Origin of the sequence: Vibrio gallaecicus (assembly GCF_024347495.1) — a bacterium.
Taxonomy (GTDB): Bacteria; Pseudomonadota; Gammaproteobacteria; order Enterobacterales; family Vibrionaceae; genus Vibrio; species Vibrio gallaecicus.
In genome coordinates, this window is the sequence record NZ_AP025491.1 from 153753 (window position 1) to 173990 (window position 20238).

15 protein-coding genes and 2 pseudogenes are annotated in these 20238 nt (G+C 42.0%); 8 read left to right on the forward strand and 9 right to left on the reverse strand.

Translation table 11 applies throughout. The features are described 5' to 3' along the window. Positions 1–48: 48 nt before the first annotated feature. The 5 genes and pseudogenes from OCU78_RS15310 to msrB form a co-directional block, all read right to left on the reverse strand. Complete coding sequence (locus OCU78_RS15310) at positions 49–1044, reverse strand: phosphohexomutase domain-containing protein (protein ID WP_372267536.1); 996 nt, start codon at positions 1042–1044, stop codon at positions 49–51. A gap of 14 nt (positions 1045–1058) precedes the next feature. Beyond that, positions 1059–1542 (reverse strand): annotated as a pseudogene (locus OCU78_RS22995) (hypothetical protein); the annotation flags it as partial. Then, entirely contained in the window at positions 1539–3134 is a 1596-nt protein-coding gene (locus OCU78_RS15315; RefSeq protein ID WP_137372097.1) for a mannose-1-phosphate guanylyltransferase/mannose-6-phosphate isomerase, read from the reverse strand. The gene OCU78_RS15315 and the pseudogene OCU78_RS22995, both read right to left, overlap by 4 nt. Positions 3135–3189: 55 nt before the next feature. Continuing rightward, the gene (locus OCU78_RS15320) at positions 3190–4317 is read right to left on the reverse strand and encodes a mechanosensitive ion channel family protein (RefSeq protein WP_137372098.1); all 1128 of its coding nucleotides are present in this window, start codon (positions 4315–4317) and stop codon (positions 3190–3192) included. Between the two features lie 360 nt (positions 4318–4677). Next, on the reverse strand, positions 4678–5820 hold the full coding sequence (gene msrB / locus OCU78_RS15325) for a peptide-methionine (R)-S-oxide reductase MsrB (protein ID WP_137372099.1): 1143 nt from the start codon (positions 5818–5820) through the stop codon (positions 4678–4680). 196 nt (positions 5821–6016) lie between these two features. Between msrB and OCU78_RS15330 the strand changes: the two genes are divergently transcribed. Next, positions 6017–6415, forward strand: a complete 399-nt coding sequence (locus tag OCU78_RS15330) for an OsmC family protein (RefSeq protein WP_137372100.1) — start codon at positions 6017–6019, stop codon at positions 6413–6415. A 75-nt stretch (positions 6416–6490) separates the two neighbouring features. Here OCU78_RS15330 and OCU78_RS15335 read toward each other — a convergent pair whose 3' ends face one another. The 4 genes from OCU78_RS15335 to phnW all read right to left on the reverse strand — a co-directional run bounded on the left by OCU78_RS15335 (position 6491) and on the right by phnW (position 11453). Then, positions 6491–7510 (reverse strand): OmpA family protein, encoded by a 1020-nt coding sequence (locus OCU78_RS15335; RefSeq protein ID WP_137372101.1) that lies wholly within the window; start codon positions 7508–7510, stop codon positions 6491–6493. A 409-nt stretch (positions 7511–7919) separates the two neighbouring features. Next, positions 7920–8738: a phosphonoacetaldehyde hydrolase gene (gene phnX, locus OCU78_RS15340; RefSeq protein ID WP_137372102.1), complete on the reverse strand. Its 819-nt coding sequence runs from the start codon at positions 8736–8738 to the stop codon at positions 7920–7922. A 118-nt stretch (positions 8739–8856) separates the two neighbouring features. Further along, positions 8857–10350: an aspartate aminotransferase family protein gene (locus tag OCU78_RS15345; protein WP_137372103.1), complete on the reverse strand. Its 1494-nt coding sequence runs from the start codon at positions 10348–10350 to the stop codon at positions 8857–8859. After that, a complete protein-coding gene (gene phnW, locus OCU78_RS15350) occupies positions 10350–11453 on the reverse strand; it encodes a 2-aminoethylphosphonate--pyruvate transaminase (RefSeq protein ID WP_137372104.1) in 1104 nt (367 codons plus the stop codon). The genes OCU78_RS15345 and phnW overlap by 1 nt, the downstream gene beginning before the upstream one ends. 303 nt (positions 11454–11756) lie before the next feature. Between phnW and OCU78_RS15355 the strand changes: the two genes are divergently transcribed. The 7 genes and pseudogenes from OCU78_RS15355 to OCU78_RS15385 all read left to right on the forward strand — a co-directional run bounded on the left by OCU78_RS15355 (position 11757) and on the right by OCU78_RS15385 (position 20112). Continuing rightward, entirely contained in the window at positions 11757–12764 is a 1008-nt protein-coding gene (locus OCU78_RS15355) for a putative 2-aminoethylphosphonate ABC transporter substrate-binding protein (RefSeq protein ID WP_137372105.1), read from the forward strand. 166 nt (positions 12765–12930) lie between these two features. Then, a complete protein-coding gene (locus OCU78_RS15360) occupies positions 12931–14352 on the forward strand; it encodes an FAD-dependent oxidoreductase (RefSeq protein WP_137372106.1) in 1422 nt (473 codons plus the stop codon). Positions 14353–14398: 46 nt separating this feature from the next. Then, positions 14399–15070, forward strand: a complete 672-nt coding sequence (locus tag OCU78_RS15365) for an HAD family hydrolase (protein WP_137372107.1) — start codon at positions 14399–14401, stop codon at positions 15068–15070. Positions 15071–15355: 285 nt separating this feature from the next. After that, positions 15356–16438 (forward strand): annotated as a pseudogene (locus tag OCU78_RS15370) (putative 2-aminoethylphosphonate ABC transporter ATP-binding protein); the annotation flags it as partial. A gap of 121 nt (positions 16439–16559) precedes the next feature. Beyond that, positions 16560–18257, forward strand: a complete 1698-nt coding sequence (locus tag OCU78_RS15375; protein ID WP_261856047.1) for a putative 2-aminoethylphosphonate ABC transporter permease subunit — start codon at positions 16560–16562, stop codon at positions 18255–18257. Positions 18258–18400: 143 nt separating this feature from the next. Next, positions 18401–19105, forward strand: a complete 705-nt coding sequence (phnR, locus tag OCU78_RS15380; protein ID WP_137372110.1) for a phosphonate utilization transcriptional regulator PhnR — start codon at positions 18401–18403, stop codon at positions 19103–19105. A gap of 104 nt (positions 19106–19209) precedes the next feature. After that, positions 19210–20112: an EamA family transporter gene (locus OCU78_RS15385; RefSeq protein WP_137372111.1), complete on the forward strand. Its 903-nt coding sequence runs from the start codon at positions 19210–19212 to the stop codon at positions 20110–20112. Positions 20113–20238 lie beyond the last annotated feature (126 nt).

Genomic DNA, 20238 nt, shown 5'->3' on the forward strand with positions numbered 1-20238 from the left:
TTGTTTAAAGCGATTTGATGTGTAAAGAGCTTAGATGAATCTGTCCTGCTAGGTTAATAAAGAAAGGATTTCATCGGTTTTCTCCGCAAGAAGTACTTTGTTTCCTCTCGTTTCAACATTCAATCGAATAAGGGGTTCAGTGTTCGATTGCCTCAGGTTGAATCGCCACTCTCCTAAATCAAGGCTTATGCCATCTGTGTGGTCAATATTGACCGCTTTGTTTTTGTATCGCGCTAAAACGTTTTCAATAACCTGCTGTGGGTTTTCAACTGTGCAATTTATTTCACCAGAAGAGGGAAAGGTATTGATACTGGCGGAGGTAAGCTCTGCAAGCGATTGTTGAGTTTTAGATATAAGCTCGATGATGAGCAGCCATGGAATCATTCCAGAATCGCAATACCCAAAGTCTTTGAAGTAGTGATGAGCACTCATTTCACCTCCATATACCGCGCTTTCTTCCCGCATTTTCTCTTTGATTAACGCATGACCTGCTTTCACTTGTATAGAGTTCCCACCGAACTTTTTGGCGACTTCGATGGTATTCCAAATAAGCCTTGTATCATGTAAAACCGTAGCATTGGTTTCTTTTTTCAAGAAGGCTTCAGTGAGCAAACCAACCATGTAATAACCTTCAATGTAACGACCATTTTCATCGAAGAAAAAACAACGGTCAAAATCGCCATCCCATGCTAATCCTAAATCCGCAGCGTATTGAAGAACAGCTTGTTGAGTAACTGTTTGATGAGATTTGATTAGAGGATTTGGTATCCCGTTTGGGAATTGACCATCGGGTTCAAAATTGATCTTGATAAAAGTGATAGGTATTTTCAGCTCGATGAATTTCTTCTCTAAGGCGTCTAGCACATGACTCGCTACTCCATTTCCTGGGTTAACCACAATTCTTAATGGATTGATTTTGGACGTTTCTATATAAGAAAGTAAGTGTTCAATGTACTCAGTTAAGAAGCTTGTTGAATGGAGTCGTTGGATTTTAGATTCTTTATTTTTACCTAGGAACTTCTGGTAATCAGGCTCAAGAGCCATGTTTTTAACTAGACTCTTTATCGCTTCTAGACCACTATTTTTACTTATCGGGTAAGCATTCTCGGCAACCAGCTTCATTCCGTTATAATGAATAGGGTTATGACTAGCGGTAATTTGTATTCCGCCAAGGGCTTTTGTATGGCGGGTCGCGAAATACACCTCTTCAGTTCCTGTCACTCCAAGGTCAATAACTTTAATTCCCACTTCCATCAATCCTGTGGTTAACGCATTTTGATAGGGAAGAGACGTTTCTCGATTATCACGACCGATGACAACGACGTTCGATAATTTTGAGTCACTTTCGTTGCCAGTCACTGAAGTGATTCGATTTGAGTTTGAGACCGTACCTTTTTGAAGGTGTAAAGATGGATTTCTGGTTATGAGCCATTGGGCAAATGCTTTACCTATCAGGTACGCTAGCTCTTCAGATACCTGCTTACCTATGACGCCGCGAATATCATTATTCTTGAAACCGCTTAGATCGAATTTTTGCTTCATGATTGGGGTTTTGGCTTAAGGACTGGGTTAATTTTATACTGAGTATTCTGACGACCATAGTGATCTTGGTAACGGACAATGTCGTCTTCACTTAAATAGTGCCCTGTTTGCACTTCGATCATCTCTAGCGGAATGGTTCCAGGGTTTTCTAGGCTATGGATATGACCAAGTGGTATATAAGTCGATTGATCTTCACCTATTAGATAAGTCTCATCATTATTTGTGACTTTGGCTGTACCTGCAACAACAACCCAATGCTCAGCTCTATGATGATGCATCTGTAGTGAAAGTTTATGACCTGCTTTCACTGTGATTCGTTTTACTTTGTCTCGCTTACCTAAATCAACTACATCATATTTTCCCCATGGACGGAAAACTTCTCGATGGTGTTTATGCTCTGTTCTTTCTGATTGGTTGAGCTGCTCGACTATAGACTTCACACCCTGAACTTTCTCTTTATCAGCGACTAAAATGGCATCTTTGGTTTCTACGATAATCAAGTTATCAACGCCAACCGTTGCGACTAGTTTGTTCTCTGCATGAATGTAATTATGTTGAGAGTCCACAGTCAGCACGTCACCTTCAATAACATTGTTATTCTTGTCCTTATCACTAACATCCCAAATAGCTGACCAAGACCCAATATCATTCCAACCTGCATCCATGGGAATCACGGCGGCATGCTGAGTTTTTTCCATGACAGCATAATCTATAGAGTCACTCGGGCTGCGAGCAAACGCCTTTGAGTCAATACGTATAAAATCTAGGTCACTGGTTCGTTTAGAAAAAGACTGTTTACAAGCACGCAGAATATCAGGCTGATATTTTTCTAACTCCTCTAAATATTGAGAGGCTTTAAACATGAACATACCGCTGTTCCATAAATATTCACCGCTGCTTAGGTAGTGTTCAGCTGTTTCTTTGTTGGGTTTCTCAACAAATTGTTCTATGGAGAATGCTTGTTGAGCACCTGATGGGTTTGAGAGAGATAGTTGAGAAAAGACCTTGTCTTGCAGAACTTTGCCTTGTTTAATGTAGCCGTAGCCTGTTTCAGGTTTATCTGGAGTAATACCAAACGTGACAAGTTTACCAATATTTGCGTAGTCAACGCCGTGACTGATCGCCTGCTGGAATGCTGCGACATCAGATATATGATGATCTGCCGCAAGCACTAACAAGATTGGGTCGCGATCATCCAAACTATTTTGCCCATGACCTGCTGATTTAACCTGCTCTGAACTTGTCCCTGCTTCTATTTCGAGCTGCGAGTCTTGAATCGCATATAAAGCTGCGAGTGCGATAGCTGGAGCGGTATTTCTACCCAAAGGTTCTAATACAATATGAGAATGTATTGATCCGGTAGAGCGTATTTGTTCAGCCGCAATGAAACGGTGCTCTTCATTACAAATGATTAAAGGAGCGTGGCATTTTAGATCAAGGAAATGATCATCAAGACCGTCTAAACGAGCAAGAGTTTGCTGAAGCATGGATTGCTCACCCGCGATAGATAAGAATTGCTTGGGATATAGCTCGCGAGATAAAGGCCACAGGCGGCTACCTGAGCCGCCCGCTAAAATGACAGGTAAAATCATAAGGTGATACTAAATGAATGAGAGAACTACTTTCATTATGTTAACACGTTATGGCTTATCTCTGTGGATCTGCCTGTAAGTTTGAAAGTGAGCCAGATAGTTCTCCAGCCATGCCGATTTCTTGAGGCTCAAGCTTTAGAGTTTGAGTTGGGAATGCAATATCCGCTTGGTGTTTATGAATAATAGCCAACACTTGCAAAAGTAAATCTTGCTTCACTTCATGATAGCGAATCCAGTTTACCGTTTTGGTAAAGGTATAGATAAAAAAGTTAAGAGAAGAAGGACCAAATTTATCAAAGTTGACGATAAGGGTTTGCTTAGCATCTATGTCGGGATGCGTTTCAAGCATAGCTTTTACATCATTCACGATAAGCTGCATTTTATCTGCATCTTGGTAACGTAAACCTATCGTTTCATTGATTCTTCGGTTCAACATGCGTGATGGATTCTCAACTACAATATTACTGAAAACCGAGTTGGGTACATATAGTGGACGTTTATCGAAAGTACGAATGATCGTCATTCTCCAGCCAATTCTCTCAACCGTACCTTCAATTAGTCTATCAGGGGAGCGGATCCAATCGCCAACTTTGAACGGGCGGTCAAAGTAGATCATCATGCCACCAAAGAAGTTGGATAGTAGATCTTTAGCGGCTAAACCGACAATTAAACCACCTACACCACCGAAGGTCAGTAGACCAGATAAGCTTAAGCCGAAGGCCTGCATGATAGTTAAAGCGCCGATAACCATAAAAAACAGTCGGGCGACTTTGGCTATGGCTTGTACTGTCGTTTCATCTCGCTTCTTAGAAGCTAAAACGTACTCTTCTACATTGCTGATTAAGCGTAAGGTGATCCACACAAAAATACTGATAACTACAATCAGTTTCACCGTGCTCAACCAATTGATCTTACTACCAAAATGATCTTGTAATATGAACCCAAGTGAGACTGTGGCTGGCCAGCACCATATCAACGTGCTGACTGGCGTTTTTAGAGCGTCTAGGAGAAGGTCATCCCAGTGAAAAGGGGTTTTCTCAGCCAGTGTGGCTAAGCGGCCTTGTAAGATTCGCCATCCAATCCAAGCGATAAAACTGGCAATGGTAATAAACAAAACGCTAGTACCCCAGTCGTTTGGCTGGGCGGTGATGTAAGTTTGAAATTGAGTAATTAAGTCATTCATATAATGATGCCACTGGAGACGTTATTTGAAAGCTAGCAGATATCGCGCGGCTTCTCTAGCTTATAAATCAATTGATTAGAGGTTTATTGATGATTAGGGGAGAGCGAATGCAAGGTAGGCATCATTGAGTGAAATGAGAACAACGTTTTTTCAGTTATACACAAGGGAATAGGGTTTACGAAGAATTAAGCTTGCAGATCATATTAAGTGGTTGCTCAACTATTCGCATAATATTTTATTCATAAAAATGCCAACTGAAATGATAAGTCTTGTCAGTTGGCATTTAATGCTATGTTTTTATAAGGTTACTGATGCATTAACTCTCAACATATTTCATTGGGGAGTCGATCGCAGGAAGCATTAACCTTCGAACATTTCCACATACTCTTGGTAACCCTCTTCTGCTAGCTTATCTGCTGGGATAAAACGCATAGCAGCAGAGTTCATGCAGTATCGTAAACCTGTAGGGGCTGGTCCATCTTTAAAAACATGACCAAGATGAGAGTCTCCAAATCGGCTGCGTACTTCAGTTCGTGGGTACAGCAATTTATAATCTGTTGTGGTAACAACATAGGCATCATTGATAGGCTTTGTGAAACTCGGCCAACCAGTGCCTGATTTATATTTATCAGCTGATGAGAATAACGGTTCACCAGTCACGATATCAACATAGATACCTTCTTGCTTGTTATCCCAATATTCATTGCTAAACGAACGTTCTGTCGCATCATTCTGTGTTACTTCATATTGAAGTTTCGTTAGCTTTGCCTTTATTTCAGCTTGTGTTGGCTTAGAGTAGGCTTTTAAATTTGCAGCAATCTTTTTGTCATCAATGATTTGGCGTATTGTTTGTGGATTATCTTCACGGTCATCGCCGAATATCTTCTCTAAGTATTGATCGCGACCCGATGCGTAGCGGTAGTAGTTATAACGAACTTTACTCTTTTTGTAATAGTCCTGATGATACCCTTCCGCAGGCCAAAACTTGTCGAGTGCAATTAGCTCAGTTTTTAGCGGCTTCTTAAAGATATCGGCTTCTTCAATCTCAGCCATAAATTGCTCTGCAATCATCTTTTGTTCCTGATTGTGGAAGAAGATAGCTGGGCGGTATTGTGGACCTCTATCTACAAATGAACCTTTATCATCAGTAGGGTCTATATGACGGAAAAATTGGTCAAGGACTTGCTCATAGTTAACAGCTTTTGGATCATAGACAACTTCAATCACTTCAATATGCCCAGACTTACCCGATGATACCTGTCGATAAGTTGGGTTTTCTAATGAACCGCCAGCATAACCTGAAGTAACTTCAATAACCCCATCTAACTTTTCTAAATCTGATTCTGTACACCAAAAGCATCCCCCAGCTAAAGTTGCGATTTCAGTCTTCCCTGATGTTGCCATTTTATCCATAGTATCGGCAGTGCCAGCTTGGCTTACAAATAGAGAAATCAGCGGCAGTGCTACCGCGAGTGATACCAATATTTTAGATAACTTCTTCATAGATACCTCATCTTGTGTTCTATCATTCAATTGAATGTACGAATAGAGACAGGGTTAGGGCGTAAAAAATTACAAAAAAATAGAAATTTTTTATGAATTAGGAAATATTGCCTCTAATGCTAAGTGGTAGTAACGTACGCAAAATAAGTTTGGTTTGAATTATAACGATAGCGCATTCAGCGCATATAGGATCAGCATGCAAGCAGAAATTAAGTGGGTAGAAGGTTTTAAGTTTCTTGGTCAATCTCAGTCTGGGCATTCTATTGTTATGGATGGCAACGGTGGAGCAACGGCACCAAGCCCTATGGAAATGGTACTAATGGCTGCTGGTGGCTGTAGCTCTGTTGATGTAGTCGATGGGTTAAAAGAAGCGGGTCAGAATGTGACGGCATGTAATGCTAAGCTGGACACAGAGCGAAGAGATACAGCTCCACGTATTTTCACTAAAGTTAACATTCACTTTGAAGTTTCTGGCGACAACCTTGATAAAGACACGGTTGCAAAAGTATGTGCGGATTCTCTAGAAAAGTATTGTTCAGTGTGCCTAATGCTAGGTGCCGCTATTGAAATGACGCATAGCTGGGAAATTGTTTAAAGTGATGATTTAAGCTTAAACAAAAAAACCAACCTAATTAGGTTGGTTTTTTATTAATAGTAATTAGAAATAATCTTATTTCATTACTTCTTCTTTGTACTCAAAGCTTGGAATGTTGGTTTCAACACGACGGTTTTGGCTTCGACCTTCCGCAGTCGCATTTGATGCGATAGGGTTAGACTCACCTTCACCTGAAGCTGAGATACGATCTGTCGCTACACCATTTTCTTCAAAGTAAGTCGCAACTGCGTTTGCACGTTTTTCAGAAATCATTTGGTTGTATTTTTCACTACCAGTTGAATCTGTGTGACCTACGATTTCGATATTTGACTCTGGGTGAGCAAGTAGAATCGTTAGTAGAGGCTCAAGCGTCTGTTCACCTGCAGCTGATAGCTCAGTACTATTCGTTGCGAATAGTTCTTGCGTGTAAGAACCTTTTTGAGCTTTCGTTACTATCACTGGTTTTGGCGCTTCAACAACTGGAGCAGGTTCTACTACTGGTTCAGCCGGTGCTTGTGTTACAGCCGCTGCTGCAGCAACTGGAGCCGCAGCACCAAAGTAGTAAGATAAACCGACAGACAAGAAATTAGCGTTCATATCTTGAACAATTTTGTCATCGAAGTCGTTAAAGTATTGATATTCAACTCGAAATGCAAAATCGTCAGATAAGCGTTTTTCTGCACCGAATGCAAGAGTTGGTACAACATCCGTTTCACCTGCGTGGGCGATATACGCTAGACCAGGCTTGAATAATAGAGAGAAATTGTTCTCTAGTGGGATCGAGAATTTTGGCGCTAGAGAGATAGCAATGATTGGTTCATCGAACTGGTAGTTAACACCTGGTTTCGAAAAGTTTGTTTCATAGTTACCTAAGTAATCTGAACTTAGCTCTAAACCAACTTGTTCATTGAAATTAAAACCCGTGTAAATTCCGGCGCCGATAGCGTCATCTTCACAGTTAGCGCTAGTCGCACATGCGCTATCAAGCCAACCCAACCCGATTTTACCACCAATGTATGTTTCAGCCATTGAAGCGTGCGAAGCAATACCAGAGGCCGCAATTAGAGCAACTGCTACTTTTGATAATTTACTCATAATCCTATCCTTTGATCCATGTATTAATGTAAGAACTGTCCACAAGCTTACTGATGATAGTGTCAATAAATTGCCAGGTTCATCACCCTGTGAGTTTAATTAAATGTTATATATGTTTTATTTTGTAATTTCTGCTGTTTCCATTTGGCATTATAGTCAATAGGTTGGGCATAAAGCATGTATTTTTTGTACTTTTTTTGAATTTATTTGCCAGAAAGCAGTCGAAGGGGCGCATTTTCTTTACTTTAAGTGTTCAGTTTAAGGGGATGTTGAGCAGGATTAGCAAGGATGAAGCGTCAATTAATTATCACTTGTAAGTGCTATCTAAGCCTTGCTAATACGAAGAAGGCTTAGATATATATAAGAAGAGTTATTGCTAAGAGATCAAGGTTTGAAGCGTTCTGATTAACTAAGGTCTTTCACCTGCAAGCAGCCGTTTTTCAATATCAGCTACGATATTTGGGAAATCATCAATGGTATCTATTAAATAGTGAGGTGTTGATTTACTCAGCTTTGTTCTCGATTTTTCACGAGCCGCGCTTAATGTTGCTTCATCCGCATCTAAAAACTCTTGATAAGTTAGTCCAGCCTCATTACCGGAAAGCAGTATCCCTACGGTCCACATTCCCGCATTATGACCTTCGTAGATTCCAGGCGCTGAGTCATCGACTTTTATACAAGCTGCTACGTCCGTTACTGATAAATCAATGACATTTTTAAGCGCCATATAGGGTGCTGGGCGACCACCTTGAGGTAAGTCATCAGTTGCCACAACGCAGTCTGGCTTATAGCCATAGTCAGCGGCTACAGGAATTAATACGTCCATCACTTCACGAGGGTAACCAGAGCAAGACCCAATTTTGATGCCTTGTGCTTTTAAACCATCTACGACTTCAATAGCGTTTAAAATAGGTTCGGCGTGATCGGCGACTTTGGCTTTTTGTAGAGGCATGAAGGCGGCGTAGATAGCATCAATATCGTCGTTGGTCATTGAACGTCCGAATTTTTCGTTCCAACGTTTATCGACAGAAGCTATTTTCCCTACGGCTTGAATATGATCCCACTTGCCTAATCCCATAGGTTCACGAGCTTCCGATAGATCAATATCGAAATTAAACCCTTGTTTGAATGCTTCGACAAAAATACTGGTAGGAGCAAACGAGCCAAAATCGACAATAGTGCCTGCCCAATCAAAAATCACAGCTTGTACTGGTGATGTCTTGTTCATTTTCTAATCCTATCTGGTTTGTTCCGTTGTCATCATGCTCGTTCTAAAATAGAACTGACGACTTGGTTAATAAATCTTGTGTAATAAATAATGCGAGAGCGTAAAAGCAGGCTCCCCACTAGATGTAGTTGAAATCAATACACACTTGCTGAATGGCGTTTTCGAATATATTGAGTGCAGCCTGTAAATCAGCGCGACTGATAATGAGTGGTGGACTCAATTGAATGACATTTCCTTGGGAGACTTTAAAGCTCAGACCATTGTTTAAGCATTGATATAAAGTGGCTTCCGCTTCATCAAAGGCTCGGGTTTTTGCTGTTTTATCAGTGACCAGTTCGACTCCCCATAGAAGACCTATGCCTCTGACGTCACCAATCACTGGATACTTCTCTTTCATGCGCAGTAACTGTTCGCGCATGAACTTGCTATCAGATTGTGTCTTATCTAAAAGCTTTTCTTGCTCAATGACCTCGATGGTTGCAAGAGCAGCAGCGCAACCAAGTGGGCTTTTTTCATGCGTGTAATGACCTAAAGAGACTTGTGTGGCTGTGTTAAATTTATCTTTTGTAATCATGGCGGCTATTGGAATTAGCCCTCCGCCTAAACCTTTGCCAATACATAAAATGTCAGGCTCAATATCAAAGGCTTGGTGAGTAAACCATTCGCCGCTTCGCCCCATACCATTAGGGATGTCATCAATGATCAACAGGACGTTGTGTTTGTCACAAATCTCTCTGATTCGCTTCCAATATGCTTTGGTAGGTACTTGCACGTCAGTGTTCCGTACCGCTTCAGCGATAAATGCACCAATGCCGCCTTCTTTTTCTATGACATATTCCAAGTAATCAGCGTAGTGAACGTCACTGGCTTGGTCTTGGTTATTGTCATTGTTAGAAGCATTAGGATTAGGATTAGTAAAAGCACCACGGTAGGAAACGGCAGGAGGGATTCGCTCTACACCAGCCATTAAAGGTCCCATTCCTTCTCGAAAACACGCTTCGCCTCCAACAGAAATGGCATCTAAAGATGCGCCATGGAATGAGTCCCATAGGGATACTACTTTGAAATTATTGGTCACATGGCGTGCCAGCTTTAATGCCATGCCAATCACTGAAGTGCCCCCAGGCGCAAATAACACTCGGTTTAGCTCACCCCCACAAATCTGAGTGAGTTTTTCCGCGCATTGAACGGCCGTTTCATTCGTAAATCGGCGAGGGGAAAAAGGCAATGAAGCCATTTGTTCAGTGATTTTTTTGATGATATGTGGATGCCCATGACCAAGCTGATGGACGCTATTGCCATGAAAATCCATATATTTTTTGCCAGACGAGTCTTGCAGGTAGATACCATCAGCTGCCTCTAAAGAGTCAAGACAGGGCGTAGACATGGCTTGGTGGAGGAACACTTCAGAATCACGCCTCAACAAAGCTTGGGTCGCTTGATGATTTAAAGATTCGTTCCAAGTTTGTCTTGCAGGTGTTGTGTTTACATCACCCTCACTGCGAAAGTGTGTGGCTGATGTTGCTGGTTCGTTTGATGCACGAGTAAGTACAGGGTTAGCAGTTACTTTATTGGTATCAGTTGGGGTACCAATTTCTACAGAATCAGTCATTAGCGAACTTCCCAGTACATAGCTTTTTCAACCGCGACAATTAGACGCTCAATATCAGCAGGGTACACTTCGCCAATATTGCCAATTCGAAAGCATTCGGCATTAGATACTTTGCCAGGGTAGATAACAAAGCCCTGCGCTTTTAATCGGTCATAAAACTCTTTGAATTGGTAGTCACTATGGGCTGGAGAATAGAATGAAGTAATAATAGGTGAGTGCAATTCATCGTTGAGAAGTGGTTCAAAACCCAATGAGCTCATGCCTGCAACCAGTGTGGTTTGATTTGTGTGATAGCGTTGATGCCTAGCCGCAATTCCACCTTCTTGTTCCAATTCAATTAACGCTTGGTAGAACGCTCGAACGGTATGGGTTGGTGAGGTAAAACGCCACTTTCCATGGTTCACTTCCATACAGTGCCATTGGTCGTAAAGATCCAAGCTTAATGAGCGAGCTTGTCCTTTACACTGCTCTAATTCTGATTGTTTTGCGATGACAAATCCAAAGCCAGGAACGCCCTGAATACACTTATTGGCGGAGCTGATCATATAGTCAATTCCTAACTCGGCAATATCCATCGGGATGCCACCAAAGCTCGACATCGCATCTAAAATTACGGTTTTATGATGTTGTTTGGCGAGTGTGGAGATTCGTTCTATTGGGTTTAACATGCCCGTTGTCGTTTCGCAGTGCACAATAGCAACGTGGGTGATGCTTGAGTCCGTAGCCAATACCTTTTCCATTTCATTTAAGTCAGGCTGGGAAGTTTCACCAGGGGAAACGACATGGCAAGGAATGTTTAAATAGTCCGCTATCTGAGCGATGCGTGCACCATAAGCGCCATTATCCACAACAAGTAATTTACCGTTTTTGCCAATCACACTGCCGATAGTGGCTTCAACAGATGCAGTACCACTGCCTTGCATTAAAACGCTTGTGTAACCATGCTGCTTGGTCGCCAGTGATACTAGTTTCTGACGAATAACCTCCACCACTTCTTTATTGTATTCATCATCCCAAGTGCACCAATCTTTAAGCATGGCTTGACGCACTGTATCAGAAGTCGACAAAGGACCAGGTGTAAGCAGCAAGTAATCATTCTTCATTTTAATTTCCATTTGGACTATACCAGAAAGTAGCTATTACTTTAGCAACCGATATTAGGTTGGGTAAAGGCTCTGCAAAGTAATTTAATAAAAGCTTCATATTGATACTTAACGGTCAGCTATTCGCTTAGTTTATATCTTGAAATTGCCATTTTTTGTTCATGTAACCGTCACAAACCTGTTTTAGGTTAATACTCAATAACTGGTACATACCAATAAGATTCGCAATCTAGTCAGAATCCGTGTGCTGATTATTTACTAATTCATTGATAGACAAACAACATTGCCTAATTGGAGAAGATAATGAAAAACCGTTTAATGAAAGGATCACTTGCTGCACTTGTATCATTACTTGCGAATAATGCACTTGCTGCACAGGAAGTGACGGTTTACACGGCTTTTGAAACCGACATTCTTGCGAAGTACAAAACTGCATTCGAAAACGAAAATCCAGATGTGGAAATCAAATGGGTGCGTGATTCAACGGGTATTATGACGGCAAAATTGCTTGCTGAAAAAAACAACCCAAGAGCAGAAGTGGTATGGGGACTTGCTGGTTCTTCAATGGCACTGTTGAAAAACGAAGGTATTCTGACGCCTTATACACCACAAGGTGTGGAGTCATTAAAAACTAGTTTGAACGACCCTCAATCAAGCCAAGCTTGGTTTGGTAACGACGCTTTCTTTAATGCCGTTTGCTTCAATGAAATCGTTGCAAAACAGCTTAACCTACCAGAGCCTAAAACTTGGGAAGACTTAACCAACCCTGTTTATAAAGGTCATATTGCTATGCCAAACCCTGCGTCTTCAGGAACGGGGTACATGCAAGTATCAGCTTGGCTGCAAAATATGGGTGAAGACCAAGGTTGGAACTACATGAATAAGCTTGATAAGAATATTGCACACTACACGCACTCTGGCTCTAAGCCTTGTGTACAAGCTGGTATGGGCGAAGTGGCAATTGGTATTTCTATGGCTAGCCGTGGCGCAAAATTAAAGACTCAAGGCGCACCACTGGCAGTGATTACACCTAAAGGTATTGGTTGGGAATCAGAAGCTGTAGGCTTGGTGAAGCCATCAGATGCGGCGAAGAGAGTCGTAGATTGGTCTATCTCTAAATCGGCAAACGAATTGTACATTGAGATGTACCCAGTGGTAGGGCACCAAGATGTCACAGCAACGGTGAAGAATTTCCCAAATGTAGAAAAGAACATGGCAAAAATGGACTTTGCACGTATGGGTAATGAGCGTGCACAAGTACTGAAAACATGGTCTGAAAAGTTTGATTCAAAATCTGAGCCTAAATCTTAACTTACTGAGCTGCTTAGTTCATTGGCTGTTTAGTTAATGAGCCTTCTAGTTTATTAGCTTACGAGATTATTAGCTCTGCAGCCCATGAGAAGTTAGGAATCTGTACAGGAAGGCTTCGGTCTTCCTTTTTTAGTTTACGCCTTTAAGTTTTAGGTAAGGTACAAAAATGACAAAGCACTACTCATATTGGTTCAAGCAAGCATTGGAACAGGAATTTGGCAGCATCAATGCGGGGCTAGAATCCGCTAAACCGCTTCAAAAAGACGTTAACTGTGATATCGCCATTGTCGGCGGTGGTTACACCGGCTTATGGACGGCGGTTTTAATCAAACAACAACAGCCCGAAAAACATGTTGTAGTGATTGAAAAAGGCTTGTGTGGCAGCGGTGCATCTGGAGCGAACGGTGGATGCATGCTGACTTGGTCGACTAAGTACCCAACGCTGAAGAAGCTTTATGGGAAAGAGCAAGCCAAATGGTTGGTTAAGGAATCTGAAAAGGTCATTTACGAAATTGAAGCTTTCTGTAACGAACACAAAATTGATGCTCACCTTTATCGAAGTGGTACTTACTACACAGCGACCAATGAAGCTCAAAAAGGTGGAATGGACCCCGTCGTGAATGAGTTGGCCAAGCAGGGCATTAATAGCTGGAAGAAGTGTGATCACTCCTTGTCTGAAAAAGCGGGTTCAAATAGCCACATTGAAGGCTATTACTCTGAAGCGGCAGGCAGTGTGCAACCGGCTTTATTAGCGAGAGGCTTGCGCCGTGTCGCGCTCGATTTAGGTGTTGAAATTCACGAAAATACAGAGATGACTTCCCTCGATTACGGATCGCCAGCACGTATCCAAACCAAGGGCGGGTCCATATTAGCAGGTAAAGTGATTTTAGCGCTCAATGCCTGGATGCTCGATCATTTTAAAGAGTTCAAACACAGCATTGTGGTTGTATCGTCAGATATGGTTGTGACCAAACCTATTCCAAAAAAGCTTAAACAGTTTGGACCTGAGAAAGGGGCGGCAGTGGTGGATTCTCGTATCTTTGTACATTACTACCGTGATACCCAAGATGGACGACTCATGTTGGGTAAAGGCGGCAATAAATTCTCGTTTGCCAATAAAGTCGAAACCATGTTTAACCAAACGACTGATTATTTGCCGATTCTTCATCAATCCTTCCAAAAGCTGTTTCCTAAACTGGAGCAGAGTGAATTCGATTACAACTGGTCTGGCGGTTCAGATCGTTCGGTCACAGGGTTGCCATTTTTCGGTAACCTAAAAGATCAACCCAACATCTATTATGGGCTTGGATATTCAGGTAACGGCGTCGCGCAAACCCGCATGGGTGGCAAAACTTTATCTTCAATGGTGTTAGGAGTGGATAACGAGTGGACGCGCAGTGGCTTAACTAGCGGTCCACGAGGCTATTTCCCGCCAGAGCCGTTTCGGTGGGTAGGGGCAATGATGGTTAGAGATGCCGTTCGCCGAAAAGAAAATGCAGAAGATGCGAATCAGCGCCCAATGTGGCTAGATAAGCAATTGGCTAAACTTGCTGGAGCAGCTGGCAAAGCTGATAAAGTAGAGTCTTAGATTTGATCAGGATTAACCTAAACGGACCAAATAAGTGAGAAAAGGTATGATAACTCCACTGTATGTATTTGACCTAGATGAAACGCTACTCGATGGCGATAGCACAATGATTTGGAACGAGTTTCTTATTGAAAAAGGTATCGTAAAAGATCCTAACTTCCTTCAAGAAGACAAGCGTTTAATGGATCTCTACTCTCAAGGTTCACTCTCTATGGAAGAGTACCTTGAATTTGCGATGGCACCGCTCAGTAGCAAAAGCAAAGATGACGTTGCTCGATTGGTGGAAGAGTGTGTAAAAAGCAAAGTGCTAGGACGAATTTTCCCCCAAGCACTGGAACTGATTCAGACACTCAAGAAGCATGGTCACCCAATCATCATTGTGTCAGCGACGGTTGCATTTATTGTTGATTGTGTTGCTCAGAAACTCGACATACCGAATGCTATTGGCATTGAATTGGTTGAAGAATCGGGAAAGTACACAGCGAAAATTGCAGGTACTCCCAGTTATCAGCAAGGTAAAGTTGTGCGCCTGCAAGAGTGGATGGACTCTCAGAATCAATCCTTTAATCAACTTCATTTCTATACTGACTCGATCAATGACTTGCCAATGTGTGAATTCGCGGACCGAGCGTATTTGGTTAACCCTTGTGAACGTATTGCGCCATATGCAGAGCCAAACCAATGGCAAGTTTTGAATTGGGGTCGATTAGCCTGCTGATAAAATGGTGGGTGACTTCGGGTTTAAATTACGAAATTTAAAACGGCTGGAACTTGGGAGAGTCCCCCTAAGGTCTTGAATAAAAATAGTAATAAGAATAAATAAATGAAGCTTTCATCCCTATTGAAACAAGTGGGTGGAAGCTTTGTTGTTAATAGCCCAGCCGAGTTTTCTGCAGGGTATTTTGTTTGCAATATAACTGTCACTTACCTTCTATAAATTTGTCACTCAACTGCAATATTCAAAGTTTAAATTTGGTATATACCATTTAAAGAGTGCTGTAGCATGAGCAACCAACCTTACTTAAATATTGAAAACGTTGTAAAACAGTTTGGTCAATTTACTGCGTTAAAGCAGATCTCCTTATCGATAGAAAAAGGAGAGTTTGTGTGTTTCCTTGGTCCCTCAGGCTGTGGCAAAACGACATTACTCCGAGCGATCGCAGGCTTAGATCTTCCAACGTCAGGGGCTATTCATCAAAATGGCTCTGATACGACTTTTCTTCCTCCTGAAAAACGAGATTTTGGGATCGTATTCCAGTCTTATGCGTTGTTCCCAAACTTAACGGTTCAAGAAAACATTGCGATTGGGCTAAAGAATCAAGGTATGTCCAACCAAGATGCGCTATCAAAAGTGGAAGCGTGGTTAGAGACAATTGGGCTACCATCGTCAGCACATAAATACCCGAACCAATTATCGGGAGGACAGCAGCAGCGTGTCGCTCTGGCTCGTGCTTTAGCCTTATCTCCTGGTTTGTTATTGCTAGATGAACCTTTATCTGCCCTTGATGCAAAAGTGCGTACTCACTTACGAGATGAAATCTGCCAATTACAACGTAAGTTGGGGATAACGACGATCATGGTGACTCATGATCAAGATGAAGCGCTAACCATGGCAGATCGTATTGTTGTCATGAACCATGGTGTGATAGAGCAAGTTGGCGCTCCGCAAGACATTTATCAAAAACCAGCAAGTCGTTTTGTCGCAGAATTTGTAGGCACAATGAACTTCATTCAAGCGTCAGTGGCGACGAATTATAAAATACGAATCGCTGAGTCGATGCTGTCTTTACCTGTTCTCGATAATTTATCTCCAAAGCAAGGGGATCGGTTTGACCTAGCTGTTCGCCCGGAACAGCTTCAATTTGTTGATCACTTCAATGACTCATTACCCGTTCGAATTCTATCTTGTGAATTTTTAGGCGCGTTTTATCGAGTGGAGTGTGAATTGCAGCATGACGCACTAGCCAAAGACATTGTTGTGGACATCTCGGTTAAAGAATTCAATAAGTTGAAACTGCGCCGAGGTGATATTCGTTATATCGAGTTTGATAAAGAGGGCTTAAGAGCTTACCCGTCGAACTCCATTGGCTCTCAAACTGGCGATAGTCGAAAAAATAGCAGCGACGGTAATCAATCCATGAATCAATCAGCCTCAAAAGGCTTAAAGAAAACAGAGGCGGCTTGAGATGAGCATGGAAATAGCCCCAATGCGTTCCCCCAAACTTAGAGCCAACGCTTTCATGGCGAGAATGAGCAAAGATAATGTCATTCTTATTGCATTACTGGCTTTATTAACCTTAATGATGTCACTGTTCATTTTAATGCCGCTTTGGGCGATGCTCAAAAAAAGTGTGCAGAATAATGATGGAGATTTTGTTGGTTTAGAAAATTTTGCTACCTACTTCTCTTCACAGAGCTTATGGCAGTCGGTTGGTAATACATTCACTTTAGGTGTGTTGGTCACCGTGATTGTTGGTGTGTTGGCGTTTGGCTACGCGTATGCGATTACTCGATCCTGTATGCCCTTTAAGGGTCTCTTTCAAGTGTTGGGGTCAGCACCTATTCTTGCTCCTTCATTACTTCCAGCGATCAGTTTGATCTTTCTCTTTGGTAATCAAGGTATCGCCAAAGAGGTGTTAGGTGGGCATTCGATCTATGGATTAATTGGTGTCTCAATTGGATTGATTTTCTGGACCTTTCCACATGCATTAATGATCCTCACTACATCGTTAAGAACATCGGATGCTCGTTTATATGAAGCAGCAAGGGCATTGAATACTTCGCCTTTGAAAACCTTTTTTATGGTGACATTACCTGCGGCAAAATATGGTTTGATAAGCACTTTGATTGTGGTGTTTACCTTAGTGGTATGTGACTTTGGTGTGCCAAAGGTGATTGGTGGCAACTACAATGTCTTATCCACTGATATTTTCAAGCAAGTGGTTGGTCAGCAGAATTTTTCTATGGGTGCAGTGACAAGTATTTTACTGCTGGCTCCTGCACTGTTGGCGTTTGGTGTTGACCGCTGGGTTCAAAAGAAACAAAAAAGTCTGTTTGATACCCGCTCAGTCGCCTACCAGCCAGAGCCGAATTCCATTCGAGATGGGATCTGTTTTGTCTATTGCCTTATGATCTCTGTAGCGGTTATCACTGTTTTAGGCATGGCGATTTATGGCTCTATGGTGACATTCTGGCCTTGGAATAAAACCCTAACGCTGAATAATTATAACTTTGCTGAAATGAGTACCTATGGGTGGACGCCATTTTTTAATTCACTCACGTTAGGAGCTTGGACAGCCATTATTGGTACAGTGGTTATCTTTATTGGTGCTTATTGCATTGAAAAAGGACGAGCTTTTGCGCCTATTCGTCAAGTGATGCAGATGGTCAGTGTCGTGCCGATGGCAGTTCCTGGAATGGTGTTGGGTCTTGGGTATATCTTCTATTTTAATGATGTGACTAACCCACTTAATGTGCTGTATGGCACCATGACATTCCTAGTGATTAATACTATTGTGCACTATTACACAGTCGGCCACATGACGGCGTTAACGGCATTGAAGCAAATACCCGCCGAGGTTGAAGCCACCGCGGCTTCCGTTAACCTGCCTCAATACAAGTTGTTTTTTAAGGTCACAGTGCCCGTCTGTTTACCAGCAATTTTAGATATTGCGACTTATCTTTTTATTAATGCACTAACCACCACCTCTGCTGTAGTATTCTTATATTCAACAGATACGATTCCTGCCTCGGTTTCAGTATTGAATATGGATGATGCTGGGCAAACCGGTGCAGCGGCGGCAATGGCAGTGATGATCATGTTATCAGCCGCAACCGCAAAGCTTATGCACATGGTAACGAATAAGCTCTGTGAAAAAAGAACTCAAGCTTGGCGTAAGCGTTAGTGGTTTAGGCTCTGTAAATATCGCTGAAGAAAGCTACTGCTTAAGAAAACTTTTACTAAAGAAGAACAGAGCTAAAGAAAAATTCAGCTTAGGCAGTGCTAGTAAGCGAATGCTCCGTAAAAGAACGATATAAAGGAAAGTAAGTGCAGTACGTTAAAATTAAAGATGTCATCGTTGAACAGATTGAGTCGGGGATGTTGTCATCAAGACAAAAACTTCCGGCTGAACGTAAGCTTGCCGAATCGTTTGATACTACTCGTGTCACATTGCGCGAAGCTTTGTCACTGCTTGAAGCGGAAGGCAAAATTTATCGAGAAGACCGCCGCGGTTGGTTTATCTCTCCATCGCCTTTGCGTTATGACCCAACACAAACACTTAATTTTACCAATATGGCATTGTCGCAAGATCGTAAGCCCAAAACGGAACTCGTTTCAGCTAAAAGTATGCTCGCGACAAAACAAGCTGTGAATTTGTTAAAACTGCCTCCTTTCTCCGATGTCTACAAAGTCGATCGTGTTCGGTATTTAGAAGATCGCCCTGTGGTGTATGTAACAAACTTTATTAGACCAGAGTTATTCCCTAATTTACTCGATCACGACTTATCCAAGTCATTAACGGATATTTACCGTGAACATTTTGGTGTGGTGTATCAGAAAATTCGTTATCGCGTCAGTACAACATCCTTACTCGGAGAAACAGCCCAAGCTTTGCGTGCAACGTCTGGTTCGCCCGCAATGGTGGTAGAGCGTGTAAATTACAATCAGAAGGGCGACTTGATAGATTGCGATATTGAATACTGGCGACATGATGCGATCAGCATAGAGTCAGTTGCTGAATTAGAGCGTTAACGCTAGAAGATAAAAATTAAGAAAACTCGATCATATATTCTGATTTATCGTAATAGGCTTCCTTCTGGGAGGCCTTTTTTATAAGCAATGCTCAAGGAATAAAAATGGAAGTGGCAGCCGTCATCATTGTGGTTTTTTCTGCATTGTTACATGCAGGGTGGAATATTTTAGGAAAATCAAATCAAGGTTCAGGCTCTGCATTTTTCCTCGCATCAGGCTCTGCAGCCGCGTTACTGTTAACGCCTTATTTGTTTTGGTATTCAATGACATTGGGCTTCGAGAAAATCCCCAATGCTTTTTGGATGCTGGTATTTCTTAGTGGGATTTTTCAAATTGTTTATTTAATTGGCTTAGGGATGGCTTATAAACAGGCAGATATTGGTGCCATTTATCCAATGGCACGAGCATTACCGGTACTAATGGTCGGTTTTGGTACCGTTTTGATTGGCTATGAGCTTTCTGTTAATCAGTGGTTGGGGTTTGTGTTGATCACAATAGGCTGTTTGTTTGTTCCGCTTAAAAGCTTTAGAGACTTACGATTCAAAGCTTATTTGAACCTGGGCGTGTTATGGGCACTTATTGCCGCCATTGGTACTACGGGTTATTCCATTATTGATAAAGAAGCCCTTTTGTTACTGGACCCTTTAAGCACATCAGCGATTACTAACAAGCACACGGCGGTTTTCTATTTAGGCGTTCAGTTCTGGGCGATTGTTGTACCGCTGGGCTTGTGGCTATTGGTGACGAACCAAAAAACAGAGTTCGATAGTGCCTGGGTAATGCGTAAGCGTGCAACCGCGGCTGGCATTATGATGGCTGCGACTTATGGCTTAGTCTTGTTTGCAATGACTATAACAGAGAATGTCAGTTTGGTTGTGGCGCTAAGGCAAGTGAGTATCATTTTCGGTGTAGTGATGGGGATCTACTTTTTAAAGGAAAAGTGGCACATGACTCGTGGTGTCGGTGTTGTTCTGATTATCACAGGCTTAGTTACCTCACTGATTTAAAATAGTTTTTATATTACACACCCGCCTTTAATGTGACTTTACAGTCACATTTTTCTTATTGATAGCAAACGTTTTACTAATGTTAAAGATGTGATCCTTCTCATAGACAAGGTTGCAAAGTTACCG

Coding starts and splice junctions, on each gene's coding strand:
- OCU78_RS15310 (WP_372267536.1), bottom strand. CDS start 1,044: ATGGCTCTTGAGCCTGATTACCAGAAGTTCCTAGGTAAAAATAAAGAA.
- OCU78_RS15315 (WP_137372097.1), bottom strand. CDS start 3,134: ATGATTTTACCTGTCATTTTAGCGGGCGGCTCAGGTAGCCGCCTGTGG.
- OCU78_RS15320 (WP_137372098.1), bottom strand. CDS start 4,317: ATGAATGACTTAATTACTCAATTTCAAACTTACATCACCGCCCAGCCA.
- msrB (WP_137372099.1), bottom strand. CDS start 5,820: ATGAAGAAGTTATCTAAAATATTGGTATCACTCGCGGTAGCACTGCCG.
- OCU78_RS15330 (WP_137372100.1), top strand. CDS start 6,017: ATGCAAGCAGAAATTAAGTGGGTAGAAGGTTTTAAGTTTCTTGGTCAA.
- OCU78_RS15335 (WP_137372101.1), bottom strand. CDS start 7,510: ATGAGTAAATTATCAAAAGTAGCAGTTGCTCTAATTGCGGCCTCTGGT.
- phnX (WP_137372102.1), bottom strand. CDS start 8,738: ATGAACAAGACATCACCAGTACAAGCTGTGATTTTTGATTGGGCAGGC.
- OCU78_RS15345 (WP_137372103.1), bottom strand. CDS start 10,350: ATGACTGATTCTGTAGAAATTGGTACCCCAACTGATACCAATAAAGTA.
- phnW (WP_137372104.1), bottom strand. CDS start 11,453: ATGAAGAATGATTACTTGCTGCTTACACCTGGTCCTTTGTCGACTTCT.
- OCU78_RS15355 (WP_137372105.1), top strand. CDS start 11,757: ATGAAAAACCGTTTAATGAAAGGATCACTTGCTGCACTTGTATCATTA.
- OCU78_RS15360 (WP_137372106.1), top strand. CDS start 12,931: ATGACAAAGCACTACTCATATTGGTTCAAGCAAGCATTGGAACAGGAA.
- OCU78_RS15365 (WP_137372107.1), top strand. CDS start 14,399: ATGATAACTCCACTGTATGTATTTGACCTAGATGAAACGCTACTCGAT.
- OCU78_RS15375 (WP_261856047.1), top strand. CDS start 16,560: ATGCGTTCCCCCAAACTTAGAGCCAACGCTTTCATGGCGAGAATGAGC.
- OCU78_RS15385 (WP_137372111.1), top strand. CDS start 19,210: ATGGAAGTGGCAGCCGTCATCATTGTGGTTTTTTCTGCATTGTTACAT.